23 protein-coding genes are annotated in these 24,153 nt (G+C 59.8%); 7 read left to right on the top strand and 16 right to left on the bottom strand.

Annotated elements, in window-relative coordinates; genetic code table 11:
- Positions 1 to 27: 27 nt before the first annotated feature.
- From ACW9H9_RS10910 to ACW9H9_RS10890, 5 genes are all read right to left on the bottom strand, one after another.
- Positions 28 to 774: a YebC/PmpR family DNA-binding transcriptional regulator gene (locus ACW9H9_RS10910; protein WP_457343121.1), complete on the bottom strand. Its 747-nt coding sequence runs from the start codon at positions 772 to 774 to the stop codon at positions 28 to 30.
- A 134-nt stretch (positions 775 to 908) separates the two neighbouring features.
- Positions 909 to 2,684: an aspartate--tRNA ligase gene (gene aspS / locus ACW9H9_RS10905; protein WP_457343191.1), complete on the bottom strand. Its 1,776-nt coding sequence runs from the start codon at positions 2,682 to 2,684 to the stop codon at positions 909 to 911.
- A gap of 78 nt (positions 2,685 to 2,762) precedes the next feature.
- On the bottom strand, positions 2,763 to 2,984 hold the full coding sequence (locus ACW9H9_RS10900; RefSeq protein WP_075945722.1) for an FmdB family zinc ribbon protein: 222 nt from the start codon (positions 2,982 to 2,984) through the stop codon (positions 2,763 to 2,765).
- A gap of 178 nt (positions 2,985 to 3,162) precedes the next feature.
- Positions 3,163 to 3,510 carry a ribbon-helix-helix domain-containing protein gene (locus ACW9H9_RS10895; RefSeq protein ID WP_457343122.1) on the bottom strand — a complete coding sequence of 116 codons (348 nt, stop codon included), beginning with the start codon at positions 3,508 to 3,510 and terminating at the stop codon, positions 3,163 to 3,165.
- Between the two features lie 187 nt (positions 3,511 to 3,697).
- Positions 3,698 to 4,171, bottom strand: a complete 474-nt coding sequence (locus ACW9H9_RS10890) for a Dps family protein (protein WP_457343123.1) — start codon at positions 4,169 to 4,171, stop codon at positions 3,698 to 3,700.
- A 427-nt stretch (positions 4,172 to 4,598) separates the two neighbouring features.
- Between ACW9H9_RS10890 and ACW9H9_RS10885 the strand changes: the two genes are divergently transcribed.
- Entirely contained in the window at positions 4,599 to 5,204 is a 606-nt protein-coding gene (locus ACW9H9_RS10885) for a cold shock domain-containing protein membrane protein (RefSeq protein WP_457343124.1), read from the top strand.
- 68 nt (positions 5,205 to 5,272) lie between these two features.
- On the opposite strand, the gene ACW9H9_RS10880 is transcribed toward ACW9H9_RS10885, so the two are convergent.
- Together ACW9H9_RS10880 and ACW9H9_RS10875 are read right to left on the bottom strand one after the other, a co-directional pair.
- On the bottom strand, positions 5,273 to 5,479 hold the full coding sequence (locus ACW9H9_RS10880; RefSeq protein ID WP_457343125.1) for a SlyX family protein: 207 nt from the start codon (positions 5,477 to 5,479) through the stop codon (positions 5,273 to 5,275).
- A 3-nt stretch (positions 5,480 to 5,482) separates the two neighbouring features.
- Positions 5,483 to 5,908 carry an HIT domain-containing protein gene (locus ACW9H9_RS10875; protein WP_457343126.1) on the bottom strand — a complete coding sequence of 142 codons (426 nt, stop codon included), beginning with the start codon at positions 5,906 to 5,908 and terminating at the stop codon, positions 5,483 to 5,485.
- 681 nt (positions 5,909 to 6,589) lie between these two features.
- Between ACW9H9_RS10875 and ACW9H9_RS10870 the strand changes: the two genes are divergently transcribed.
- Positions 6,590 to 7,891 carry an OprD family porin gene (locus ACW9H9_RS10870; RefSeq protein ID WP_457343127.1) on the top strand — a complete coding sequence of 434 codons (1,302 nt, stop codon included), beginning with the start codon at positions 6,590 to 6,592 and terminating at the stop codon, positions 7,889 to 7,891.
- Positions 7,892 to 8,066: 175 nt separating this feature from the next.
- Here the strand turns inward: ACW9H9_RS10870 and ACW9H9_RS10865 are convergent, their stop codons facing one another.
- Both ACW9H9_RS10865 and ACW9H9_RS10860 read right to left on the bottom strand, forming a co-directional pair.
- The gene (locus ACW9H9_RS10865) at positions 8,067 to 8,912 is read right to left on the bottom strand and encodes a mechanosensitive ion channel family protein (protein WP_457343128.1); all 846 of its coding nucleotides are present in this window, start codon (positions 8,910 to 8,912) and stop codon (positions 8,067 to 8,069) included.
- A gap of 136 nt (positions 8,913 to 9,048) precedes the next feature.
- Positions 9,049 to 9,534, bottom strand: coding sequence for a YajQ family cyclic di-GMP-binding protein (locus tag ACW9H9_RS10860; protein WP_457343129.1), 486 nt, complete (start codon positions 9,532 to 9,534; stop codon positions 9,049 to 9,051).
- A 113-nt stretch (positions 9,535 to 9,647) separates the two neighbouring features.
- On the opposite strand from ACW9H9_RS10860, the gene ACW9H9_RS10855 reads away from it, so the two are divergent.
- From ACW9H9_RS10855 to ACW9H9_RS10845, 3 genes are read left to right on the top strand one after another with little or no spacing between them, the layout of a single operon-like run.
- Positions 9,648 to 10,565, top strand: coding sequence for a putative 2-dehydropantoate 2-reductase (locus ACW9H9_RS10855; protein ID WP_457343130.1), 918 nt, complete (start codon positions 9,648 to 9,650; stop codon positions 10,563 to 10,565).
- A 45-nt stretch (positions 10,566 to 10,610) separates the two neighbouring features.
- Positions 10,611 to 12,647 (top strand): ATP-binding protein, encoded by a 2,037-nt coding sequence (locus tag ACW9H9_RS10850; protein WP_457343131.1) that lies wholly within the window; start codon positions 10,611 to 10,613, stop codon positions 12,645 to 12,647.
- A gap of 2 nt (positions 12,648 to 12,649) precedes the next feature.
- Complete coding sequence (locus ACW9H9_RS10845; RefSeq protein ID WP_457343132.1) at positions 12,650 to 13,228, top strand: cob(I)yrinic acid a,c-diamide adenosyltransferase; 579 nt, start codon at positions 12,650 to 12,652, stop codon at positions 13,226 to 13,228.
- 69 nt (positions 13,229 to 13,297) lie between these two features.
- Here ACW9H9_RS10845 and ACW9H9_RS10840 read toward each other — a convergent pair whose 3' ends face one another.
- The 3 genes from ACW9H9_RS10840 to secA all read right to left on the bottom strand — a co-directional run bounded on the left by ACW9H9_RS10840 (position 13,298) and on the right by secA (position 18,319).
- A complete protein-coding gene (locus ACW9H9_RS10840) occupies positions 13,298 to 14,242 on the bottom strand; it encodes a Nudix family hydrolase (protein ID WP_457343133.1) in 945 nt (314 codons plus the stop codon).
- A 19-nt stretch (positions 14,243 to 14,261) separates the two neighbouring features.
- Entirely contained in the window at positions 14,262 to 15,479 is a 1,218-nt protein-coding gene (gene argJ / locus ACW9H9_RS10835; protein WP_457343134.1) for a bifunctional glutamate N-acetyltransferase/amino-acid acetyltransferase ArgJ, read from the bottom strand.
- A 104-nt stretch (positions 15,480 to 15,583) separates the two neighbouring features.
- Positions 15,584 to 18,319 (bottom strand): preprotein translocase subunit SecA, encoded by a 2,736-nt coding sequence (gene secA, locus ACW9H9_RS10830; RefSeq protein ID WP_457343135.1) that lies wholly within the window; start codon positions 18,317 to 18,319, stop codon positions 15,584 to 15,586.
- Positions 18,320 to 18,624: 305 nt separating this feature from the next.
- Between secA and ACW9H9_RS10825 the strand changes: the two genes are divergently transcribed.
- A complete protein-coding gene (locus ACW9H9_RS10825; RefSeq protein WP_457343136.1) occupies positions 18,625 to 19,080 on the top strand; it encodes a DUF721 domain-containing protein in 456 nt (151 codons plus the stop codon).
- Positions 19,081 to 19,083: 3 nt separating this feature from the next.
- Here the strand turns inward: ACW9H9_RS10825 and ACW9H9_RS10820 are convergent, their stop codons facing one another.
- The 3 genes from ACW9H9_RS10820 to purU form a co-directional block, all read right to left on the bottom strand.
- Positions 19,084 to 20,562: a helicase HerA-like domain-containing protein gene (locus ACW9H9_RS10820; protein ID WP_457343137.1), complete on the bottom strand. Its 1,479-nt coding sequence runs from the start codon at positions 20,560 to 20,562 to the stop codon at positions 19,084 to 19,086.
- 162 nt (positions 20,563 to 20,724) lie between these two features.
- Positions 20,725 to 20,922, bottom strand: a complete 198-nt coding sequence (locus ACW9H9_RS10815; protein WP_457343138.1) for a hypothetical protein — start codon at positions 20,920 to 20,922, stop codon at positions 20,725 to 20,727.
- Between the two features lie 78 nt (positions 20,923 to 21,000).
- A complete protein-coding gene (gene purU / locus ACW9H9_RS10810) occupies positions 21,001 to 21,849 on the bottom strand; it encodes a formyltetrahydrofolate deformylase (protein ID WP_457343139.1) in 849 nt (282 codons plus the stop codon).
- 349 nt (positions 21,850 to 22,198) lie between these two features.
- On the opposite strand from purU, the gene mvaT reads away from it, so the two are divergent.
- Positions 22,199 to 22,576 carry a histone-like nucleoid-structuring protein MvaT gene (gene mvaT, locus ACW9H9_RS10805; RefSeq protein WP_457343140.1) on the top strand — a complete coding sequence of 126 codons (378 nt, stop codon included), beginning with the start codon at positions 22,199 to 22,201 and terminating at the stop codon, positions 22,574 to 22,576.
- 91 nt (positions 22,577 to 22,667) lie between these two features.
- Here the strand turns inward: mvaT and sbcB are convergent, their stop codons facing one another.
- The gene (sbcB, locus tag ACW9H9_RS10800; RefSeq protein WP_457343141.1) at positions 22,668 to 24,095 is read right to left on the bottom strand and encodes an exodeoxyribonuclease I; all 1,428 of its coding nucleotides are present in this window, start codon (positions 24,093 to 24,095) and stop codon (positions 22,668 to 22,670) included.
- Between the last annotated feature and the right edge of the window lie 58 nt (positions 24,096 to 24,153).

Below are 24,153 nucleotides of genomic sequence, written 5' to 3'. Positions count from 1 at the left end.
CCGCGCCCCCAGGGGTCCGTAGGGATATCAGGCCAACTGCTCGGCTACGGACTCGGGGATGTCGGCGTTGGAGTACACGTTCTGCACGTCATCCAGGTCTTCAAGCATATCGAGCATCTTGAGCACTTTTTGTGCGCCGTCCAGGTCCAGTTCGGCACTGGTGGTCGGCAGCATCACGATTTCTGCATCGGTGCCTTTGAAACCCGCCGCCTCCAGGGCATTACGCACGGCGTAGAACCCGGCGAAAGAGGTAAACACGTCGATGGAGCCGTCTTCGTTGGTCACGACGTCGTCGGCATCCGCTTCCATCGCCGCTTCCATCAGCGCGTCTTCGTCCGCGCCGGGCGCGAAGGAGATCTGCCCCTTGCGCTCAAACAGGTACGCCACCGAGCCGTCAGTCCCGAGGTTGCCGCCACACTTGCTGAACGCGTGGCGCACGGCTGCCGCGGTGCGGTTGCGGTTGTCGGTCATGCACTCGACCATCACCGCCACGCCGCCCGGGCCGTAGCCTTCGTAGCTCAGCTCGACCATGTCGTCGGTGTCGGCCGCGCCAGCGCCACGGGCCACCGCGCGGTCGATGATGTCGCGGCTCATGTTGGCGCCCAGCGCCTTGTCCAACGCCAGGCGCAGGCGCGGGTTGGAGCCCGGGTCACCGCCACCCTGGCGGGCCGCGACGGTCAGTTCGCGAATCCACTTGGTGAAAATCTTGCCTTTCTTGGCATCCTGACGCTCTTTGCGGTGCTTGATGTTCGCCCACTTGGAATGGCCAGCCATTACACAACTCCGAATTCTCTAGAAACCTTTCGACCCCCGCTTCACGCAGGGTTGTTCTCTTTAAACGCAAAGGCGCATCCGAAGATGCGCCTTTTTGACTGCGTAAAACCTTATCGCGCTTTCACGCAGTGGCCTTACTCAGCCTTTGGCGCCTCGCGCAGACGAATGTGCAGCTCGCGCAGTGCCTTGGCATCCACGACACCCGGGGCCTGCGTCATGACGTCGGCAGCACTCTGGGTTTTCGGGAACGCGATCACTTCACGGATCGACTGGGCGCCGGTCATCAGCATCACCAGACGGTCCAGGCCGAAGGCCAGGCCGCCGTGTGGCGGTGCGCCGTACTTCAGCGCGTCGAGCAGGAAGCCGAACTTCTCTTCCTGTTCCGCTTCGTTGATGCCCAGCAGGCGGAACACCGCTTGTTGCATTTCTTTGCGGTGGATACGGATCGAACCGCCCCCCAGCTCAGTGCCGTTGAGCACCATGTCGTAGGCACGGGACAACGCGCCAGCCGGGCTGGCTTCCAGCTCTTGCGGCGAGCACTTCGGCGCAGTGAACGGGTGGTGCAGGGCCGAGAAGCTGCCGTCATCGTTCTCTTCGAACATCGGGAAGTCGACGACCCACATCGGTGCCCACTCGCAGGTCAGCAGGTTCAGGTCGTGACCCAGCTTGATCCGCAGCGCGCCCAGGGCTTCGCTGACGATCTTGGCCTTGTCGGCGCCGAAGAACACGATGTCGCCGTCGACCGCGCCCACGCGATCCAGGATCACGTTGAGGTTGGCTTCAGGGATGTTCTTGACGATCGGCGATTGCAGGCCGTCAACACCGTTGGCGCGCTCGTTGACCTTGATGTACGCCAGGCCCTTGGCACCGTAGATGCCGACGAACTTGGTGTAATCGTCGATCTGTTTACGCGGCATGCTCGCGCCACCGGGTACACGCAGGGCGGCAATGCGGCATTTAGGGTCGTTGGCCGGGCCGCTGAACACCTTGAAGTCGACTTCTTTGAGCTGGTCGGCAACGTCTACCAGTTCCAGCGGGTTACGCAGGTCTGGCTTGTCGGAACCGTAGCGGCGCATGGCTTCTTCGAAAGTCATGTGCGGGAAGTCACCGAATTCCAGACCCAGCACTTCCTTGAACAGGTTGCGGATCATTTTTTCGGTGAGGCCCATGATCTCTTTTTCATCGAGGAAGCTGGTTTCGATGTCGATCTGGGTGAATTCAGGCTGACGGTCAGCGCGCAGGTCTTCGTCACGGAAGCACTTGGCGATCTGGTAGTAGCGGTCGAAGCCCGCCACCATCAGCAGTTGCTTGAACAGCTGTGGCGATTGCGGCAAGGCGAAGAAGCTGCCGGCGTGGGTACGGCTCGGCACCAGATAGTCGCGGGCACCTTCCGGGGTCGCACGGGTGAGGATCGGCGTTTCGACGTCCAGGAAGCCGTTTTCGTCGAGGAAGCGGCGGATGCTGGTGGTCATGCGCGAACGCAGGCGCAGCTTCTCGGCCATTTCCGGGCGACGCAGGTCCAGGAAGCGATAGCGCAGGCGGGTTTCCTCGCCCACGTCAGAAAATTCGTTGAGCGGGAACGGCGGGGTTTCCGACTCGTTCAGCACTTCAAGCTCGTAACCCAGCACTTCGATAGCGCCCGACGCCATGTTCGCGTTCACCGCGCCCGCCGGACGCAGGCGGACCTTGCCGGTGATCTTGACGACGTACTCGCTGCGCACGCGGTCGGCGGCGGCAAAGCTCTCGGCGCGGTCCGGATCGAACACCACCTGGGCCAGACCGTCACGATCACGGATGTCGAGGAAGATCACCCCGCCGTGGTCGCGGCGACGGTGAACCCATCCGCACAGGGTGATTTCCTGACCATCCAGGGTCTCGTTCAGTTGGCCGCAATAGTGGCTGCGCATCATGATAGTGGTTTCGCTTCTCGTCATTCGATATTCGGTGCAGGCGACGGATAATGCAGGAGCCTGCGCGTAGAGTTCAACTCAGTCGGCCTTGTCGCCGCCGGCCAGGTTCTTCTTCGAGCCGGTCTTGAAGTCGGTTTCGTACCAGCCATTGCCGCTCAGGCGAAAGCCTGGCATGGACAACATCTTCTTGAGCTCCGGCGCCTGGCATGCCGGGCAATCGACCAGCGGCGCGTCGCTGATCTTCTGAATGGCTTCCAATTGATGACCGCAGGAAGCGCATTGATAGTCGTACATGGGCATGGAGATGTCTCGGCGATCAGATCACTGCTGCGCCACGCCCTGTCTTGACTGTGCCCTGTGGAAAAGTCCCGGCATGCGTGGCAAAGAGCGAGATTATACGGCGCAGCCCTAACGGCGCGCCACCGTTGATATGCGCGGTTTTGTGCCCGACACCCTGACCGGGTGCCGGGCGGGCGCCTCATCCCTGAGTTGGCTGGGCAACGGCCGCACGTCCTTTCAACACGTGCACGACGCACACCACCCTGACCAGACCGCTGAAGTTCTTGACCCCGCCATAACGCAGGTGCACTTCCCGGTCCACGTAAGACAACAGCGCACTGACCGAACAGGTGTTGATCCTGGCGATTTCCGTGAGGATGTTCCAGTAGACCTGTTCGAGCCGCAGGCACGTTGAAAAGCCGTTGAGCCTCACGGACCTGGACAATGGCCTGGCCAGGTCCATGTCGAACTCTTTGACAAAGGGGTCGACCTTTATCTTGTGAAAACCACAGGTTTCCATCACTCCATTACCCATTCCACGAGACATACACTTGACACTCCATTGCCTGACGGCCAGCCATGAGTACGCTCATTGGCCGTTGGGTCTATAAAACATCAAGTGCACAAGCGGGGAACAGAAGACGGGGAGTCGATACCCGTAGGACAAGCCAACGCACCTATCAGGAAGCGCGCAAGGCGAGGCGGCGCCCGGTCGGCACCGCCAGCGACCGGTGTTACTTGTTTTCCAGCAGGGCGCGCAGCATCCACGCGGTTTTTTCGTGCACTTGCATACGCTGGGTCAGCAAGTCGGCGGTGGGCTCGTCACTGACTTTGTCCAGCAGCGGGAAAATACTGCGCGCGGTGCGGGTGACCGCTTCCTGGCCTTCGACCAATTGCTTGATCATGTCTTCGGCACCCGGCACGCCCTCCTCTTCCTTGATGGAAGACAGGCGGGCATACACCGAATAAGCCCCCGGCGCCGGAAAGCCCAGGGCGCGAATACGTTCTGCGATCGAATCCACGGCCAGTGCCAGTTCGTTGTATTGCTCTTCGAACATCAGGTGCAGGGTGCGGAACATGGGGCCCGTGACGTTCCAATGGAAGTTGTGGGTCTTGAGGTAGAGCACATAGGTATCGGACAGCAGTCGGGAAAGCCCCTCGACGATTTTCTTGCGGTCTTGTTCACTGATACCAATATCGATTGCCATGTTTATCCCCTTCAATTGATAGCCATTCATTGATCAGGTGCAGGACCACTCTAGCAAGAGTGCCCACCTTGTGCAGCCCGCCCACCTTGCGCGCCCTGCGGCAAATCGACTCTTGCCCGGCGGGCCGCTGCGACAAGTACAGCGTGAAGGCGCTCAGGAAAAATCGCTTTTGGCCTTCAAAAAAGGCTGCACATCTCTAGGACAAGCGTTTGACGCACAAATGCCGCAGCCGTCGCAACGGCCTGAACTGCTTGATTTGAGTAGGCACAAGCTTTGCTGTTAAATAGGCGGCGTGTCGCTGCCATTCTTTCCTGCGGCCAGCGCATAGGCTGATACCCGCGCACGTGCCCACCGCCTCCCATAGTTCAGAAGCGAACCGTGCCAGTCAGCTCTTCCTTGTGATCCGTCTAAACGTGAGTTAATCAAAATGTTGAAAATCGTCCATCTGGTGACGGGCGTTGCAGCTTTGCTGCTGTCCCTGATACCAAGCCTGCAACCGGGCAGCCCGCCCTACCTTGAACAACCTGACGCTCTGTACCTGGCCCTCTTCGGCCTTCTCAACCTGACACTGGCACCCGCGATCCCCTACTGGAACAAAGGCCTGCGTCATCAACTGCAAAGCCTGGTCAGCGCCCTGCTGATACTGGCCGTTGTCGTGCAAACCCTCACCCTGCTGGCGCCCATGCCTGAAGTCGGTGGCCATCCCGCCATCCTGCTCAGCCTGGCCACCGCAGTGATCGCCATTGTCATTCACCTGGCCGTCAGTTTTTACCGTCACGCCCCGGTGTCTGCCTCGTCGCAAACCTACGACATGACCAACCGGGATACCGGCACCGTCAAGTGGTTCAACACCTCCAAAGGCTTCGGTTTCATTTCCCGCGATTCGGGCGACGATATCTTCGTCCACTTCCGCGCCATTCGCGGCGAAGGCCATCGCGTTCTGGTAGAAGGCCAGCGCGTGGAGTTTTCCGTGATGAACCGTGACAAAGGCCTGCAAGCTGAAGATGTGATCGCCGCCCTGCCGCGTCGCTGATCAGCCCAAAAAAACCGCGACACGGCGTAAGCCGGTCGCGGTTTTTTATTGCGCGCTTTTACACCTTATTAATAGTGGGGCGGCGGCGCCTCTTCTTCCGACGTTTCAAACTGCCCGCCCATTTCGGCCTGACGCTTGAGCAAGGCCGTCATTTGCAACTGCAGGTGTTCGACCGCCCGCTGTTGGGCGACCAAAATGTCGTTCAACGTCTCTATCGTGTCGTCCTGAAACGCCAGGCGGCTCTCCAGGTCCATCACACGCGTTTGCAAGTCCATGGTTCAGTCCTGGGTAAAGATAAAGTCGGCCGGTAACACTTCACGCAACCGCGTGCGAATGGCTGCTACCTGCTGCTCGGTATAGGGCTGCGCCGGGTGCTTGCCCCAGACCGGCGCAGGCCAGGCAGCGTCACCGCGCCTGCGCACGATGACGTGCACGTGCAATTGGCTCACCACATTGCCCAACGCGCCGATGTTCATTTTATCGGCGGCAAACCCTTCATTAAGGCATTGAGCCAGCGCCGTGCTCTCCTGCCACAGCCGCTGCTGGTCAGCGACATCCAGTTGAAACACTTCGCTGATACCGTCCAGGCGTGGTACCAGGATAAACCAGGGGTAATTCGAGTCGTTGGACAGCAGCAACCGGCACAGAGGAAAGTCCCCGATGGGCAGTGTGTCTTGTTGAAGACGTGGATCCAAGGTGAACACCGCAGTCACTCCCATTCGGCTGGTCAGGTTCGAGGCGCCCAGCATACCCGCGAATGCCAACGGCTTCACGGCCAAAGCACAAACTGTCAAAGGACTGCACCAAAATGACACACCGGTGCTTCGTTGGGCTCCACCGTCTACCCACTCAAGGGGGTGAACGGGTAACAGTTTCCCCTGGTTCTGGTTTTATGTACCACCACACCGGCTACAGGCAACAACGTCAAGGCCAAACCAAACGGCTTAAAAAGCCCGCGCTTATGCGGTTTTTACAGGGCGTTGACAATTTTCACAAAAAAATGACATTGGGTTACCGGTTTGTGCACGCTTGTTGCATTCACTCTCACATAGCCGGCAACGGCACCGGAGGGAAGCCGGTGTTTCGCGATTTAAAACAATAGCGATTCAATGCAGTCTGGAGAAATTGAAACTTTCAAGGAGACTCCCGAAGGCTTCAACGCGATATTGAAGGGGTCATGCCGGTTGAATCCGGACTATAAAATTGCGACACGGGCCTTACCCTTTGCGACACGCCCGTAAAGAAGTTGCAAGGATAGAAGTGCAAGTATCGCCAATAATGTCGACGTGATATAGCTTTGCGCCGGCATCAAAAAGAAAGAGCCGCCCAGACAAAAATATAGGTGGGACGGCAGTACTCTTCCTAAACCAAAGGAGCAAATCACGATGCGCGTGATGAAGTGGAGCATGATCGCCCTGGCTGTTTCAGCAGGTACAACACAGTTCGCAATGGCATCCGCCCAAGACGACGCCAAAGGCTTTGTCGAAGACAGCACCCTGGGGGTCAACACCCGAGTCCTGTATTTCAGCCGTGACTTCCGTAACGTGCCGAACGACAGGCAAAGCCGTCGCGAAGAAACCGGCCTGGGCTTCAACGCCCTGTTCCAGTCGGGTTTCACCCAAGGCACCATCGGTGTGGGCTTCGACGCCATCGGCCTGCTGGGCGTCAAACTTGACAGCGGCAAGGGTCGCGCTGGCACCGGCCTGTTCCCTAACGGCGAAGACGGCCGTGCCCAGGACGACTACTCCAAGGGCGGCGGCGCTATTAAATTCCGCTTCTCCAATACCGTGCTGAAAATCGGCGACCAGTACACCACCGCGCCGGTCTTCGCCTCTGACGACAGCCGTTTGCTGCCAGAACTGCCACAAGGCATTTCGATCACCAGCAACGAAATCAAGGGTTTGAAACTGGAGGCCGGTCACTTCACCTCGATCGTCGCCCAGAACCAGACCTTCCGTGACAGCATCAGCGACAGCAGCGATGTTGGCCACGTCGGCCTCAAGCAAACCAACTTCGGCGGTGCGGTTTACTCCTTCACCCCAGAGCTGACCGCCAGCCTGTACTACTCGAAAGTCGAGGACTACTGGAAAAAGCTCTACAGCAACGTGAACTACACCCACGCGCTGGATGACAAGCAGTCGTTCGCTCTGGACTTCAACATCTACAGCACCAAAAGCGACGGTCTTGGCTTGCAACGTGCCGAGAAAGACAACACCACCAAGCTCGACAACCGCGCTTACAGCCTGCAGGGTGCGTACACCTACGACGCCCACACCTTTACCCTGGCCTACCAGAAGGTTAGCGGTGACGGCGACTACGGCTACGGCATCGACGGCGGCGGCACGGTTTTCCTGGCCAACTCCATCGCCCGTTCCGACTTCAACGCTGAAGACGAGAAATCCTGGCAAGCTCGCTACGACCTGAACATGGCCACTTTCGGCATCCCAGGCCTGAGCTTCATGACTCGTTACGTATCGGGTAGCGGCGCCAACACCGGCACCACCTCGAACGGTAAAGAGTGGGAACGTGACATCGAAGCCAAGTACGTGATCCAGAGCGGCCCGGCCAAAAACCTGAGCCTGCGCCTGCGTCAAGCCACCTACCGCTCCGGCGATGGCGTGTACTACGGTTCTCCGTCGATCGACGAACTGCGCCTGATCGCCAACTACCCGCTGAACATCTTGTAATTGCACGTTTGATTACAACGATGGCTTAGGGCGTCAAGCCCTAATAAAAAGCCGCTCACCGTGTAAACACGTGAGCGGCTTTTTTGTGCAGCTTTATTTAATCACCGACCAACTAGCAAGCAAGCTATCTAGTTTCACACTCTGTTTAAACTTGACTGCCTGGACAGGTGTGACTTCATGACTTGGCGGGCGCTTCCTGCACTACGCGAATAACACGCTGCGGAAACGGAATATCAATCCCCGCGGCTTTTAACCGGTCTCGCGCTAATTCATTGAGCATAAACATCACATCCCAATAATCCGGCGTCTTGGTCCAGATCCGCAAAGAAACCGTGATAGAACTGTCGCCCAGGGTCGACACCACTGCCGCGGGCGCAGGGTCAGCCAACACACGAGGGTCCTTGGCCAGTTCCAACAGCACCTCGCGCGCCTTCTGCAGGTCCGCCTCATAATCCACCCCCACGTCAAACACCACTTTACGGGTGAGCTGACGGTTGGTGTTGGTGATGATCCCGTTGGACAGGATGCCGTTCGGCACAATCACCGTCTTGTTGTCGCCGGTACGAATCACCGTATGGAAGATCTGAATACTGTCGACAGTACCCGCCGTGCCTTGAGCCTCGATCCAGTCACCGATGCGGAACGGGCGGAACAGCAAGATCAGCACCCCGCCGGCAAAGTTTGCCAGGCTGCCCTGCAACGCCAGGCCAATGGCCAGGGTCGCGGCACCAATCGCGGCCACGAAGGAGGTGGTTTCGACACCGATCATCGAGGCCACGCTGACCATCAACATGATCTTGAGCACGATGTTCGCAAGGCTGGTCACAAACCCCTGCAACGCCAGGTCCGCATTGCGCATGGCCAGCAAGCGGCCCACTTTATGGGTCAACTTGTTGATCAGCCACCAGCCGATGGACAGCGTGACAACCGCCAGCAATACCCGGCTGCCGTATTCCATGATCATCGGGATCCAGGCCTCGGAGGCCTTGATCAAGTGATCCACTTCAGCGTTCAAATCCATCTACCTTCTCCTGTTTTAGCGGATGTGCGGCGTTTTCAAAGGCCCACATAGCAAATGAGCCCCGAAGGGCTCAATCGTTTCTGCACGTTCGGGGCGTGGGACGCCAAAAAACCCCACAGGTTCCCGAACGGCCGAATCAGTCGCGGAAGTTGTTGAACTGTAGCGGCATTTCAAAGGTTTTGATGCGCAGGGCCGCGATGGCTTCTTGCAAATCGTCACGCTTCTTGCCCGTGACGCGAACCTGCTCGCCCTGAATGGCGGCCTGAACCTTGAGCTTGGCATCCTTGATGTGCGCGACGATTTTCTTCGCCAGCTCCTTGTCGATGCCTTCTTTGAGGACGGCTTCCTGCTTCATCAGCTTGCCGGACGCGTAGGAATCCTTGACCTCAAGGCACTGCACGTCGATTTTGCGCTTGACCAGGGCCAGCTTGAGGATTTCGATCATCGCTTCCAGCTGGTAATCAGCTTCTGCGGTCAAATTGACAGTCAGTTCCTTTTCCTTGAACTCAAAGGTGCCCTTGCCTTTCAAGTCATAGCGGCGGTCCAGCTCCTTGACGGCGTTCTCGACGGCGTTGGTGACTTCGTGCTTGTCCAGTTCAGATACCACGTCGAACGACGGCATGTAATTTCTCCAGTAAAAAAGGGGCACGCTCAGTAGAGATGGAGCGCGCCCGGGCTAAAATGCCCGGGCATTATAGCGGTTCTTTCGTGTCGTTCACTGCGGAGCAAACATTGATGTCGACCCCTTGGCACATCCTCGGTGCGGGCAGCCTGGGCACGTTATGGGCCGCACGGCTGGCCCGCGCCGGTGTGCCCGTGCGCCTGATCCTGCGAGACACGGCCCGGCTGGCGCGCTATCGGGCCACCCTCGGCCTGACCCTGATTGAACAGGGCGTGGCCCACACCTACCCGGTGATTGGCCAAACGCCTGACGCACCTGAACCTATCCGTCGCCTGTTGGTGGCGTGCAAAGCCTACGATGCACGCTCTGCGGTCGCACAACTGGGGCACCGGCTCGCACCCGGCGCCGAACTGATCCTGCTGCAAAACGGCCTGGGCAGCCAGGACGAGGTCGCCGCGCAAGTGCCGCATGTGCGTTGTATCGTTGCCTCCAGCACCGAGGGCGCCTTTCGGCAAAGCGACGGGCACGTGGTGTTTGCCGGCCATGGCTATACCTGGCTGGGCGACGCACGCCAGCCCACGCCACCGCCTTGGCTGCAGGACTTGACCGCCGCCGGCATTCCCCATGAATGGAGCACCGACATCCTCACCCGCCTGTGGCGCAAACTGGCGCTGAACTGCGCGATCAACCCGCTCACGGTGCTGTACCAATGCCGCAACGGGGAACTGCAAGCCCACCACTATGAAGTCGCCACCTTGTGCGCCGAACTGGCAGAACTGCTGCAATGCTGTGGCCAGCCCGCCGCCGCCATTGACCTGCACAGCGAAGTGGAACGGGTGATCCAGGCCACCGCCGCCAATTACTCGTCGATGTACCAGGATGTGGCCAATGCCCGCCGCACCGAGATCAGCTACCTGTTGGGCTACGCTTGCCAGGCGGCCGCCCGTCACCGGCTCAACCTGGCGCACTTGCAACAGCTTCAAGTCCGGTTGGTGCAGGTGCTAAACGCTCGCGGATTGCCCAGCGACTGAACCACGCGCTACCCTGCCCACCTGTTCCTTTGCCGTGAAAACTTGATGCCACTGCGCCAGCGTCTCGAAAACCTACCCGTTGGGCAGAAACTGCTGGCGGCCCTGCTGGTCCTGCTGACCACCGTGTTGCTGGTGGCCAACCTGACCTTTATCAGCGCCGCTTACTGGATCTCCCAGGAAAGCATGGCACCCCAGGCCCTGCAGGCCATCGGACGCCTGGTGTCCAACCCGTCCCTGGCTGCGCAGGCACTGGACTCCCCGCTCAAGGCCCAAAACCTGCTCGACGAACTGACCAGCTACTCCCCGCTGCGCGCTGCCGCGCTGTATGACGGCCAAGGCACCCGCCTGGCCCAGTTGCAACACCGCGACCGCCTGCACCTGCCGGACAGCTACGGGGACATCGACGACTGGCGCACCACCGAATTTCGCAGCAACCAGATCATCACCCTGCCCCGCCCGGGCCAACCCCCCGGGCATTTGCTGCTGGTGGCCAGCAGCGAACTGCCAGTGGCCTTTTATACCGGCACCCTCACTGCCAGCCTGGGCATCCTGATTTTCAGCGTGCTGCTGTGGCTGGTCATCGCCCGGCAGATCAAACGCCTGATCACCCGCCCCATCCACGAACTTGAAGAGTTGTCACGCCAGGTCACCCGCGAAGAGAACTACGCCCTACGGGCCGGGCGTGGCAACCACGACGAAATCGGCAGCCTGGCCGAAGCCTTCAACACCATGCTGTCGCGCATCGAAGCGCGCGAGCAGCAACTCAAGCGCGCGCGGGATGACGCCCAAGCCGCCTACGACCAGGCCCAGGGGCTGGCCGAAGAAACCCGCCACACCAACCGCAAGCTGGAGCTGGAAGTCCAGGTGCGCAGCAAGATCGAGAAGAAGCTCACCGGCTTTCAGAACTACCTCAACAGCATCATCGACTCGATGCCCTCGGCCCTGATCGCCCTCGACGAACAGCTCTACGTCACCCAATGGAACCAGGAAGCCAGCGCGCTTTCCGGCACCCGGCTGGACGAAGCGTTGAACCAGCCGATCTTTCTCGCCTTCCAGCCACTCAAGCCGTACTTGCCCCAGCTCAAGGCCACTGTAGAGCAGCACACCGTGGAGCGCATCGAGCGGGTGACCTGGCTCAAGGATGACGAGCCCCGCCACTACGCCCTGACGTTCTACCCACTGATGGGCGGCGCCGGGCGCGGCGTGGTGATCCGGATCGACGACATCACCCAACGCCTGTCCCTGGAAGAAATGATGGTGCAATCGGAAAAAATGCTCTCGGTCGGCGGCCTTGCGGCCGGCATGGCCCACGAGATCAACAACCCGCTGGGCGCCATCTTGCACAACGTGCAGAACATCCGCCGCCGCCTGTCCGCCGAACTGCCAAAAAACCTCGAGCATGCCGAACAGGTCGGCATCGAACTGCAAACCGTCAACCGCTACCTGCAAAACCGCGAAGTCCCGCAATTACTCGACGGCATCCAACAGGCCGGCGCCCGCGCAGCAAAGATCGTGACCCATATGCTCAGCTTCAGCCGGCGCAGCAACCGGCAGCTGGCGCCTTGCGACTTGCCAGCGTTGATCGATCAGGCGGTAGACATCGCCGGCAATGATTTTGACCTGGCCATCGGTTTCGACTTCAAGGGCCAGGCGATCATCCGCCAGTTCGACCCGCAATTGGGCCCGGTGCCGGGCACCGCCAACGAGCTGGAGCAGGTGCTGCTCAACCTGTTGAAAAACGCTGCCCAGGCCATTCACCTGCGCGAAGACGACAGCGAACCCGGGCGCATCATCCTGCGCACCCGGCTCAACCCGCCGTGGGCGGAGATCCAGGTGGAGGACAACGGCATCGGCATGAGCGAGAGCGTGCGCAAGCGCACCTTCGAGCCGTTTTTTACCACCAAGGAAATCGGCCAGGGCACAGGGCTTGGGTTGTCGGTGTCATATTTCATCATCACCAACAACCACAAGGGGCAGATGGAGGTGCAATCGACCCTCGGCCAGGGCACCTGTTTTACCCTGCGCCTGCCCTTGGCTGGCAGCCACCTGCCGCCTGATCCACTCACTCATCTGGAGCGTTGACCATGGGCTTTCGCCTGTCGAAAATTTATACCCGTACCGGCGACAAGGGCGAAACCGGTCTGGGTGACGGGCGCCGCGTGCCCAAGGACCACCCGCGGGTCGAGGCCATTGGCGAAGTCGATGCACTGAACAGCCAGCTGGGGCTACTGCTGGCGGGGCTTGAGGCACAGGGTGGTCAACACCCAGCCCTGAAGGAAGTGAGTGAGGTACTGGCACCTTGTCAGCATCGGTTGTTCGACCTGGGCGGCGAGCTGGCGATGCCCGTGTACAAGGCGCTGAATGCGGCGGAGGTCGACCGCCTGGAAGCGGCGATTGACCGCTGGAATGAAGAGGTGGGGCCGCTGGAGAACTTCATCTTGCCGGGTGGTTCGATGCTGATTGCCCAGGCCCATGTGTGCCGTAGCCTGGCCCGCAGTGCGGAACGGCGCTGTCAGCATTTGAACGCGGTGGAACCGCTGGAGGGCGTGGGGCTTGCGTATATCAACCGGCTATCGGACTTGCTGTTTGTGGTAGCGCGGGTGATTGCCAAGCGCCAGGGTGTGGCGGAGATCTTGTGGCAGGCGGCGGCCAAACCGCATTGACGAGCAGGCCACAAGCCAATCAAGCCCACCCCCACAGGTTTGAAGGTATGAGGGTGGGCGTGCCTGTGCTTAGTCGTGCGGCCAGAACGCGCGGATGCCCGCCACGCCTTGAGCCCCGGCCTGCCAAGCCTGTTCCCGCTCGGCAGGCCCTACCCCGCCCAACAGAAATACCGGCCTGCTGAACCCGCGAATCAACTCCGCCGCCTGCGCCCAACCCAACGGTTGCGCGTCGGGATGCGTCTGGGTCGGTTGCACCGGCGACAGGGTGACAAAATCCACGTCCATCTGTTCGGCCAGCGCCAGCTCTTCGGCGTTATGGCAAGAGGCCGCGAGCCAGCGGTCCTTGCCGAACGGTCGCCCTTTACTGGCGTACTTGCGCAGTTGCGCCGAGGTCATGTGCCAGCCCGCTGAAGGAAAATCCCCCAACCATTCAAACGGCCCCTTGAGCATCAGTTGTGCCTTGCCCGCACACAGGCCTACCGCATCCACCGCCAGGTCGCGGTATTTGGGGTCGTAGCCGTTGGGTGCGCGCAACTGGACCAGCTTGATACCGCCAGCAATGGCTTTTTGGATACCGCGCAACAAGGTCGGTGTTTCCAGCTCGCCCGGCGTGATCAGGTAATCACTGGGCAAACGTGCCGCCGATACGATGGGGGCGTTCGCTGCCGGAAACGCGTAGTTCACCAGGTCACGCGGGGCCACCCATTCCAGTGGCTGGCCTTCGACGCCATGGGGCTCGCCGCTAAACGCCGACACTTCCCACACATCCAGCAACACCTGTTTGTCCGGGTAGTCGTGCTGTACCTCTATCAGCGGGCGAGCCGTGGTGACCTCGATGCCCAATTCTTCGCGCAACTCGCGCGACAGCGCCGTGGCGACCGACTCATCGGCCTCCACTTTGCCCCCGGGAAACTCCCACAGGCCGCCCTGATGCTGAGTGTCGGCGCGGCGCGCCAGCAGAATCCTGCCGTCGACACCGCGAATCACCGCTGCTGCTACATGCACTCGTTTCACCGCACGTATCCTCTCAATCTCAGGTGCGGTATTCCGCGTTGATCTTCACGTATTCGTGGGACAGGTCGGTGGTCCAGATGGTTTCGCTGCAGTCGCCGCGACCCAATTCGATGCGGATGGTGATTTCTTCCTGCTGCATCACCGCCGAACCCTGGGCTTCGGTGTACGTTTGTGCACGGGCGCCACGGCTGGCGATGCACACCTCGCCCAGGAACACGTCGATCTTGCTCACGTCCAGGTCCGGCACACCGGCACGCCCCACGGCAGCCAGGATTCGGCCCCAGTTCGGGTCGGACGCAAACAGTGCGGTCTTGATCAGCGGCGAGTGGGCCACGGTGTAGCCCACGTCCAGGCATTCCTGATGATTGCCGCCACCGTTGACTTCGACGGTCACAAATTTGGTCGCACCTTCACCGTCACGCACGATGGCTTGGGCCACGTCCATGCACACCTCGAACACAGCCTGTTTGAGGGCTGCGAACAGCGGGCCTTCGGTGGAGGTGATGGTCGGCAGGTTCGCCTGGCCGGTGGCAATCAGCATGCAGCAATCGTTGGTGGAGGTGTCGCCATCGATGGTGATGCGGTTGAACGACTTGTTGGCACCATCAAGCATCAGCCGTTGCAGCACGTCACGCGAGACCTTGGCGTCGGTGGCGATGTAACCCAGCATGGTCGCCATGTTCGGGCGAATCATGCCCGCGCCTTTGCTGATGCCGGTCACGGTGACGGTCACGCCCTCATGCACGAACTGGCGGCTCGCGCCTTTGGGCAGGGTGTCGGTGGTCATGATGCCAGTAGCCGCAGCCGCCCAGTTATCCACAGACAGGTCATCCAGCGCGGCTTGCAGCGCACCTTCGATTTTTTCCACCGGCAACGGCTCGCCGATCACACCGGTGGAGTACGGCAGTACTTGGCTGGCGTCCACACCGGTCAGCTCGGCCAGCTTGGCGCAGGTGCGCGCGGCAGCGGCAAGACCCGGTTCGCCGGTGCCGGCGTTGGCATTGCCGGTGTTGGTCAACAGGTAGCGTATCGGGCCTTCAACACGTTGTTTGGCCAGGATCACCGGCGCTGCGCAAAACGCATTCAGGGTAAACACACCGGCGACGGTCGAGCCTTCGGCACAGCGCATCACCACCACATCCTTGCGCCCCGGGCGCTTGATACCGGCCGAGGAGATACCGAGTTCAAAACCGGCAACCGGGTGCAATGTGGGCAAAGGACCAAGACCAACAGCCATGAATGCGCTCCTAAACAATATTTGATGTCAGTGATGAAATGGCAAAACGCCGCGACGGTGAGAACCGGTCGCGGCGCAGGGTGTTGCAGCGTCAGGCAAAAACCTTAGTTGATTTCGCCGTGGCAGTGTTTGAACTTCTTGCCCGAACCGCACCAGCACAGCTCGTTACGGCCCAGCTTCTGCTCGTTGCGTACTGGGGTTTGCGCCAGGGCCACATCGACCTCCTCGCCCAACACTTCCGGTTGCTCAAGGCCTGGGGCCTCGTCGTGCTGGAACTGCATGCGGGCGGCCAGTGCTTCGGCCTCCTGGCGCAGGCGGGCTTCTTCTTCGATCGGGTCTTCGCGACGCACCTGAACATGAGAGAGCACACGGATGGAATCGCGCTTGATCGAATCCAACAGTTCGGAGAACAGCGTGAACGACTCGCGCTTGTACTCCTGCTTCGGGTTCTTCTGGGCATAGCCACGCAGGTGGATGCCGTGACGCAGGTGGTCCATGGTCGACAAGTGGTCTTTCCACAGATCGTCCAGCACGCGCAGTACGATTTGCTTCTCGAAGGTGCGCAGCGCTTCGGCGCTCGCTTGCTCTTCTTTCTCGTTGTAGGCGGCCAGCAGTTCCACCATGAGCTTTTCGCGCAGGGTTTCTTCGTACAGGTGGTCGTCTTCGTCAAGCCATTGCTGGACCGGCAAGTCGACACCAAAGTCGCTCTTCAACGACGCTTCCAGACCGGCGACATCCCACTGCTCTGGCAGGGACTGAGGCGGAATGTGCGCGCTGACGGTGGCGTTGAGCACGTCCTGGCGGAAGTCGGCGATGGTTTCACCAATGTTGGTGGCGCCCAGCAACGTGTTACGCATGTGATAAATCACTTTACGCTGTTCGTTGTTGACGTCATCGAACTCCAGCAGCTGTTTACGAATGTCGAAGTTACGGCCTTCAACCTTGCGCTGGGCCTTCTCGATGGCGTTGGTCACCATGCGGTGCTCGATCGCCTCACCGGACTGCATGCCCAGGGCCTTCATGAAGTTCTTCACCCGGTCAGAGGCGAAGATGCGCATCAGGCTGTCTTCCAGCGACAGGTAGAAGCGGCTGGAACCGGCATCACCCTGACGGCCCGCACGGCCACGCAGCTGGTTGTCGATACGGCGCGATTCGTGACGCTCGGACGCGATCACCTGCAAGCCACCGGACTCCAGCACGGCCTGGTGACGTTTTTGCCAGTCGGCCTTGATCTGGGCGATCTGCTCGGGGGTCGGGTTTTCCAGCGAAGCCACTTCCACTTCCCAGTTGCCGCCCAACAGGATGTCAGTACCGCGACCGGCCATGTTGGTGGCGATGGTCAGCGCGCCTGGGCGACCGGCCTGGGCGATGATCTCGGCTTCTTTTTCGTGGAACTTGGCGTTGAGAACCTTGTGCTCGATGCCTTCCTTATTAAGCAGGCTGGACACGTGCTCGGACGTCTCGATGGTCGCCGTACCGACGAGGATCGGACGGCCTTGGGCCATGCCTTCCTTGATGTCGTTGATGATCGCCGCGTATTTCTCGTCGGCGGTCAGGAACACCAGGTCGTTGAAGTCTTTACGCGCCAGCGGTTTGTTCGGCGGGATCACCATCACCGACAGGCCGTAGATCTGATGGAACTCGAACGCTTCGGTGTCGGCAGTACCGGTCATGCCGGACAGCTTGTTATACAGACGGAAGTAGTTCTGGAAGGTGGTGGACGCCAACGTCTGGCTTTCAGCCTGGATGTTGAGCACTTCCTTGGCTTCGATGGCCTGGTGCAGGCCTTCCGACAGACGGCGACCCGGCATGGTACGACCGGTGTGTTCGTCGACCAGTACCACTTGGCCATCCTGCACGATGTATTCAACGTTGCGATGGAACAGCTTGTGGGCGCGCAGGCCAGCGTACACGTGGGTCAACAAGCCCAGGTTGTGTGCGGAGTACAGGCTCTCGCCTTCGGCGAGCAGGCCGATCTGGGTCAGCATGTCTTCCACATACTGGTGGCCGGATTCGTTGAGCTCGACCTGGCGGGTCTTCTCGTCGATGGTGAAGTGACCTTCTTTGGTCACTACGCCTTCGACTTCTTCGATGTGCTGGGTCAGGCGCGGGATCAGCTTGTTGATCTCGGTGTACAGGCGCGAGCTGTCCTCGGCCTGGCCGGAAATGATCAACGGGGTACGGGCTTCGTCGATCAGGATGGAGTCGACTTCGTCGATCACGGCAAAGTTGAGTTCGCGCTGGAATTTTTCTTCCATGCTGAACGCCATGTTGTCGCGCAGGTAGTCGAACCCGAATTCGTTGTTGGTGCCGTAGGTAATATCGGCGGCGTAGGCGGCGCGCTTTTCTTCAGGCGGCTGGAACGGCGTGACCACGCCGACGGTCAGGCCCAGGTATTCGTAAAGCGGGCGCATCCAGTTGGCGTCCCGGCGAGCCAGGTAGTCGTTCACCGTCACAACGTGCACGCCCTTGCCGGACAGTGCGTTGAGGTAAACGCCCAGGGTTGCCACCAGGGTCTTGCCTTCACCGGTACGCATTTCGGCAATCATGCCTTCGTGCAGGGTCATGCCGCCGATCAGCTGTACGTCGAAGTGACGCATGCCCATGACGCGCTTGCCGGCTTCGCGGGCGACCGCAAAGGCTTCGGGCAGCAGCTTGTCGAGGGTTTCACCTTTGGCTATGCGGGCCTTGAACTCTTCGGTCTTGGCGCGCAATTGCTCGTCCGACAGCGCAACCATCTGCTCTTCGAAGGCATTGACCAGCTGCACCGTCTTGAGCATGCGTTTAACTTCACGCTCATTCTTGCTTCCAAAAAGTTTCTTTAACAAAGGCGCAAACATATCGGCAGGTTCTTCCACACTTAGGGATGGAGGGCGCACCGTGAGTGGCCCGAGCAGCCCTCACGGCCGCATGCGAACGCGCATTCTACCCGGAAACGTGGGTGAGGAAAGTGGCGTTATTCCACGATGCTGGCACGGTGCAGTGAGAGGGCTCGTTTAAAATAAGGGCTTTTCAAAGAACTTCAACCCGTCAGGTGCAGAAGTTACCGATTGAATTGAGGGGCGACCCCAGGCAGCACAATGCCTCGGGGCGTGGTAGACGCTTTCTGCTAACATGGCGGCTCTGTTACTTAAGGTGTCTGAACATGGCATTTCGCCCTCTTACGGCCCGTGCTCCGGCCGTGCTGCTTCGCGAAGCCAAGCCGCTCAAAGCCATCCTGGGCCATGCGCAGCGCCTGGGCCACCTGCAACGCTTGCTGGAAAGCCAACTGCAACCCGCTGCCCGCGAACACTGCCATGTGGCGTCGTGGCGCGAGGGCAATCTGCTGTTGATCGTCACCGATGGCCATTGGGCGACACGTTTGCGCTATCAACAGAAGCGGCTGCAACGCCAATTGCAAGCGTTTGAAGAGTTTGCGCGGTTAACGCGAATTCAGTTCAAGGTACAGCCGCCCACCGTGCAGCACGGCGCGGTGGGGCACACGATGGGGTTGTCGGTGGACGCGGCCGAAACCATCCAGGCCACCGCCGACGGCATCAGCGACCCTAGCCTGCGAGCGGCGCTTGAACGGCTGGCCGCCCACGCCAAACCCAAGGCCTGACCTTTATTTGCGCTTGTTGCCGCCCAACAGCGACCCCAGCAACCCGCGCACCAACTGCCGGCCCATCTGATTCGCGGCTTGCTGCATCGCCGACTTCAAGGCCTTGCCTGCGGCAGTCCCCAGGAACGCACCGGCCTTGTCGGTAAAACTGGGCTCTTGCGCCGTGGGGGCGGCTTCTTCCTGGGTACCCAGGTCCTTGCGTGCCATCAGCACCTCATACGCAGACTCGCGGTCAATCGGCTTGTCGTAGCGCCCCAACAGCGGCGAACCGGCAATCAAGGCCGCCCGTTCAGCGTCGCTCAACGGCCCGATCCTTGATTGCGGCGGCGCCACCAATACTCGCTGGACGACCTCGGGCGTACCTTTTTCCTGCAACGTCCCCACCAGCGCCTCACCTGTGCCCAGTTCGGTCAACACCGCCAAGGCATCAAACGCCGGGTTGGGACGAAAACCATCGGCCACTGCCCGTAACGACTTCTGCTCTTTGGTCGTGAACGCCCGCAGGCCGTGCTGGATGCGCAGGCCCAGTTGCGCGAGCACCGTGTCTGGCAAGTCGCCCGGCGATTGGGTGACGAAATACACCCCGACACCTTTCGAGCGAATCAGCCGTACCACCTGCTCCAAGCGCTCCTGCAACGCCTTGGGCGTGTCGGCAAACAGCAAGTGGGCTTCGTCAAAAAACAGCGCCAACAGCGGTTTTTCGGCGTCACCCCGCTCTGGCAATTGCTCGAACAGCTCAGCCAGCAGCCACAGTAGAAACGTCGCGTAGACCTTCGGCGCTTCGTGCACCAGCCGGCTGGCATCCAACAGATGAATGCGCCCGCGCCCGTCACTGGCCGGCTGCAGGATGTCTTCCAGCTGCAAGGCGGGCTCGCCAAACAAGGCATCCGCGCCCTGTTGCTCCAGCACGGCCAGACGGCGCAACAACGCCTGGCTGGAACCCGTGGTCATCAAGGCCGCGTCGTCGCCCAACAGTTGCGGGTGATAGCGCAAGTGGTTGAGTAAGGCCTTGAGGTCCTTGAGGTCGAGCAGTAACAGGCCTTCGCGGTCCGCCACCTTAAAGGCTGCGTAGAGCGCCGATTGTTGGCTGTCCGTGAGTTCAAGCAGGCTGCCGAGCAACAACGGCCCCATTTCGCTCATGGTGGTGCGCAGTGGATGACCGGACTGCCCGTGAATGTCCCACAACGTCACCGGATAAGCCTTTGACGTGTAGTTGAGAAACGGCATCCCCGCGATACGCTCAGCGACCTTGCCCTGGGGATTACCGGCAGCACCCAGCCCGCACAAATCCCCCTTGATGTCGGCGGCAAACACCGCGACGCCCGCTTCACTGAAGGCTTCGGCCAGGCGCTGCAACGTGACCGTTTTGCCGGTGCCGGTCGCACCCGCGATCAGGCCATGACGGTTGCCCAGGCGCAGGGCCTGCGAAACCGGCTGACCGTCAAGGTCTGCACCAATAAGGAGTTGCGAGGAATCGGTCATCGGGTCACCCATGGTTTTGCATTAGCACTGTACGGTTGATACAGACGCGCGAAAGGTTCAATCCGCCTAAAAAAAATCAGACACTTCCTACCACCCCACTGGAAACGTCACAGTAAGACCTTAGCGGAGCCCACACACCCTGAGCAAAAATCTGTGCCACGTCTAACCAGGCGGGTGCGCGATACCGGGCTGTTCGTCCTCAGGTTCGGGCGTGCCCTGCTGCTGTTTCCATAATTGGGCCGCCCCTGGAAAGTCGGTGCCGTCTTCAGCGTCCAGGTCATCCGGGTCGTAGCGGCTCAAACACCTCTCCCCCAATGTCGCCGGGGCCTTGGAGGTGGCTTTGTCCAGTGGATCGTTCATCGTCCAGTCCTCAACAGCGCGCAAAAAAAGGGCCTGAAGCGATTTAACGCCCAGGCCCTTGTGTGTTCAAGCCATCAATCAGAACACAACGGTCTTGTTGCCATGCACCAGCACGCGGTCTTCCAGGTGATAACGCAGGCCACGCGCCAGGACCATCTTCTCGACGTCCCGACCGAACCGCACCATGTCTTCAATGCTGTCACTGTGGCTGACGCGTACCACGTCCTGCTCGATGATCGGGCCGGCATCCAGCTCTTCGGTCACGTAATGGCACGTGGCGCCAATCAGCTTCACGCCGCGCAACGACGCCTGGTGGTAAGGCTTGGCACCCACGAACGACGGCAGGAAGCTGTGGTGAATATTGATGACCTTGCCAGCGTACTCACGGCACAGGTCTGGCGGCAGGATCTGCATGTAGCGCGCCAGCACCACCACGTCGGCAGCGTGGTGCTTGACCAGGCGCGACACCTCGGCAAAGGCGGGCTGTTTGTCCTGCGGGTTGACCGGGACGTGGTAGTACGGGATACCGTGCCACTCAACCATGCTGCGCAGGTCATCGTGGTTGGAGATCACGCAGGCAATCTCGCAGTCCAGCTCGTCGCTGTGCCAGCGGTGCAGCAAGTCGGCCAAGCAGTGGGATTCACGGCTGGCCATCAGCACTACACGCTTTTTCTGTTCGGTATCGGTGATACGCCAGGTCATCGAAAACTCTTCGGCGATCGGCGCGAACGCCTCGCGAAACGCTTCAAGGCCGAACGGCAACGTGTCGGCGCGAATTTCGTGACGCATGAAAAACCAACCGCTGAGATTGTCCGAGTGGTGGCTTGCTTCGGTGATCCAGCCGTTGTGGGAAGCCAGAAAGTTACTGACCTTGGCAACGATGCCAACCCGGTCCGGGCACGCAATCACCAGACGAAAAGTGCGCATTAGGGGGAAACTCCAGAACTTCACAAAGGCCGCCATTCTAGCGATTGCGTAGAAAAACTGCAGTATTCCTCACGCTTATTCTGATCAAGACGACGGCAACCGCCCCTTAGTCGCGGGCGGTTTCACCTTGCTATATGTGCGTACTTTCACCTACTCATACCCGTTCAGCCCGGTTTAACACCCCCTCTTTAGGGCATTTGCCTTACTAATTAAGTCGTTCTCCTGCATTCCCCACAAACTTTCAAACTAAATTAAATAAATGCACCCTTGTATGTTTACTTAGAGTAAGGGTCTGACTATTATTGAGCCACTAACCCTTTCACTCAGCGTCCAACATAAGGTAGTCCTCATGTCTCTGATCAACGAATACCGCGCCACCGAAGAAGCTATCAAAGAGCTGCAAGCCCGTTTGAAGAACCTGTCCCAAGACGACAAACTGAAAACCGAGCTGGAATTCGAAGGCAAATTGCGCGCCCTGATGGGCGAGTACAACAAGTCCCTGCGCGACATCATCGCGTTGCTGGACCCAGAAGCAAAACTGAATAAAGCACCACGCGGCGCGGTCAAAACTACCGGCACCAAGCGTGCGCGCAAAGTTAAACAATACAAAAACCCGCACAACGGCGAAGTGATTGAAACCAAAGGTGGCAACCACAAGACCCTGAAAGAGTGGAAAGCCAAGTGGGGCGGTGACGTCGTTGAAGGCTGGTCGAGCCTGCTGGGCTAAGGTCGGCAAGGACGCTGCCTGATACGTATTGCAATAAAAAAACGCCAGCTTGCTGGCGTTTTTTATTGCCTGTGCTTCTTCCGTCCTTGGACTAGAGTCCTAATCGAGCCGCTAAAGAATCGGCATATTGCTGCCATTCATCCAGCACCTGCTGCTGAAACGGTGTAGCACTAACAGCCAACTCCAGCCGGCCCTGCTTAAACGCTTCAAGGGTATTGGGTGCCCCCCACTGTGCTTGCGACAACCGTTGCTGACAGAAATTTCTCCAACGCTCTTGCTCCTCGACACTCAAGGTGTCCGGGAAGTTGCGCGCACGATACCGAAATAATAATTCGGGCAAACGTTGATCATCGAAGGGCCATTGCTGGCGTGCTAGTTGCACCGGCTCCGCGACTCTCACTTGTTCACACAAACGCCGATCACGATCACCAATAAAGCCATCGTATAGCTGCTGCTCCGGATCGCTGCACGGAGCAAAATCCTCATCGGCATAAATGGTCGCTAGTTTATCGCGCCAAAGTTCTTGTGCGTCCGTTAGCCGCAGGGCCCTGGCCTGATACTCGCTCATATCCAGCTTCAGTCGGGACTGATCCTGCGCCCGGAGTACATTCAAAGGCGCAACCACCGGGCAACGGTTGATATGCAGCAACTTGAGCGGCACCGGCAACTCGCCTTCGGCCAGGTCATCGCGCCGGGTGTACAGGCGCTGGCGCAAGGTTGCCGCGTCCAGGTCCAACAACCCCTGGGGGTCGAGCCCAAGGTCACAGACGATCAACGCATTGCGGTTGCGCGGATGCCAGGCCAGCGGCAACACCACACCCAGGTAATGACGCTCGGCAGAAAAACGGCCGGAAATGTGCACCATCGGCTGCAGCAACTGCACCTGGTCCATCACCCGCTGTTTGCTGCGCAGTTGAAACAGCCAGTCATACAACTTGGGTTGCTTCTCACGGATCAGCCGCGCAAGGCCAATAGTAGCGCGCACGTCCGACAAGGCATCGTGGGCTTGCCCGTGATCGATGCCATTGGCAGCGGTCAGGCGCTCGAGCTTGAGGGTGACCCGCCCGTCCTGCTCCGGCCAGACAATCCCTTCCGGGCGCAAGGCATAGGCGGTGCGCACCACGTCGATCAAGTCCCACCGGCTATTGCCGCCCTGCCATTCCCGGGCATAGGGGTCGAAAAAGTTGCGGTACAGGCTGTAGCGCGTCACTTCATCGTCAAAACGCAACGTGTTGTAACCGGCACCGCACGTGCCGGGCGTGGCCAACTCGGCATGCACCCGGGTCATGAAGTCAGCCTCGGCCAGGCCTTTTTCCGCCAGCACGCCAGGGGTGATACCGGTAATTGCACACGCCATCGGGTGTGGCAGGATGTCATCACCGGGTTGGCAATAGAGGTTGACCGGCTCACCGACCTCGTTGAGGTCAAGGTCGGTGCGAATACCAGCCACCTGGAGCGGGCGATCGCTACGCGGGTTGATGCCGGTGGTTTCATAGTCGTACCAGAAAATCGTGGTCACGGGCTGTTCCTGTACTGAAGACGCACAGAGTCTAGGCGTTGAAACATGCCTGGGGCCA

Source organism: Pseudomonas sp. SDO5215_S409 (genome assembly GCF_054071325.1).
This window is presented reverse-complemented; position numbering and strand designations above follow the sequence as displayed.

Coding starts and splice junctions, on each gene's coding strand:
- argJ (WP_457343134.1), bottom strand. CDS start 15,479: ATGGCTGTTGGTCTTGGTCCTTTGCCCACATTGCACCCGGTTGCCGGT.
- ACW9H9_RS10820 (WP_457343137.1), bottom strand. CDS start 20,562: ATGACCGATTCCTCGCAACTCCTTATTGGTGCAGACCTTGACGGTCAG.
- ACW9H9_RS10860 (WP_457343129.1), bottom strand. CDS start 9,534: ATGCCGTCGTTCGACGTGGTATCTGAACTGGACAAGCACGAAGTCACC.
- ACW9H9_RS10910 (WP_457343121.1), bottom strand. CDS start 774: ATGGCTGGCCATTCCAAGTGGGCGAACATCAAGCACCGCAAAGAGCGT.
- mvaT (WP_457343140.1), top strand. CDS start 22,199: ATGTCTCTGATCAACGAATACCGCGCCACCGAAGAAGCTATCAAAGAG.
- ACW9H9_RS10855 (WP_457343130.1), top strand. CDS start 9,648: ATGTCGACCCCTTGGCACATCCTCGGTGCGGGCAGCCTGGGCACGTTA.
- ACW9H9_RS10845 (WP_457343132.1), top strand. CDS start 12,650: ATGGGCTTTCGCCTGTCGAAAATTTATACCCGTACCGGCGACAAGGGC.
- ACW9H9_RS10895 (WP_457343122.1), bottom strand. CDS start 3,510: ATGTCTCGTGGAATGGGTAATGGAGTGATGGAAACCTGTGGTTTTCAC.
- ACW9H9_RS10815 (WP_457343138.1), bottom strand. CDS start 20,922: ATGAACGATCCACTGGACAAAGCCACCTCCAAGGCCCCGGCGACATTG.
- ACW9H9_RS10865 (WP_457343128.1), bottom strand. CDS start 8,912: ATGGATTTGAACGCTGAAGTGGATCACTTGATCAAGGCCTCCGAGGCC.
- ACW9H9_RS10885 (WP_457343124.1), top strand. CDS start 4,599: ATGTTGAAAATCGTCCATCTGGTGACGGGCGTTGCAGCTTTGCTGCTG.
- ACW9H9_RS10850 (WP_457343131.1), top strand. CDS start 10,611: ATGCCACTGCGCCAGCGTCTCGAAAACCTACCCGTTGGGCAGAAACTG.
- ACW9H9_RS10900 (WP_075945722.1), bottom strand. CDS start 2,984: ATGCCCATGTACGACTATCAATGCGCTTCCTGCGGTCATCAATTGGAA.
- purU (WP_457343139.1), bottom strand. CDS start 21,849: ATGCGCACTTTTCGTCTGGTGATTGCGTGCCCGGACCGGGTTGGCATC.
- ACW9H9_RS10870 (WP_457343127.1), top strand. CDS start 6,590: ATGCGCGTGATGAAGTGGAGCATGATCGCCCTGGCTGTTTCAGCAGGT.
- ACW9H9_RS10825 (WP_457343136.1), top strand. CDS start 18,625: ATGGCATTTCGCCCTCTTACGGCCCGTGCTCCGGCCGTGCTGCTTCGC.
- aspS (WP_457343191.1), bottom strand. CDS start 2,684: ATGATGCGCAGCCACTATTGCGGCCAACTGAACGAGACCCTGGATGGT.
- ACW9H9_RS10890 (WP_457343123.1), bottom strand. CDS start 4,171: ATGGCAATCGATATTGGTATCAGTGAACAAGACCGCAAGAAAATCGTC.
- ACW9H9_RS10880 (WP_457343125.1), bottom strand. CDS start 5,479: ATGGACTTGCAAACGCGTGTGATGGACCTGGAGAGCCGCCTGGCGTTT.
- secA (WP_457343135.1), bottom strand. CDS start 18,319: ATGTTTGCGCCTTTGTTAAAGAAACTTTTTGGAAGCAAGAATGAGCGT.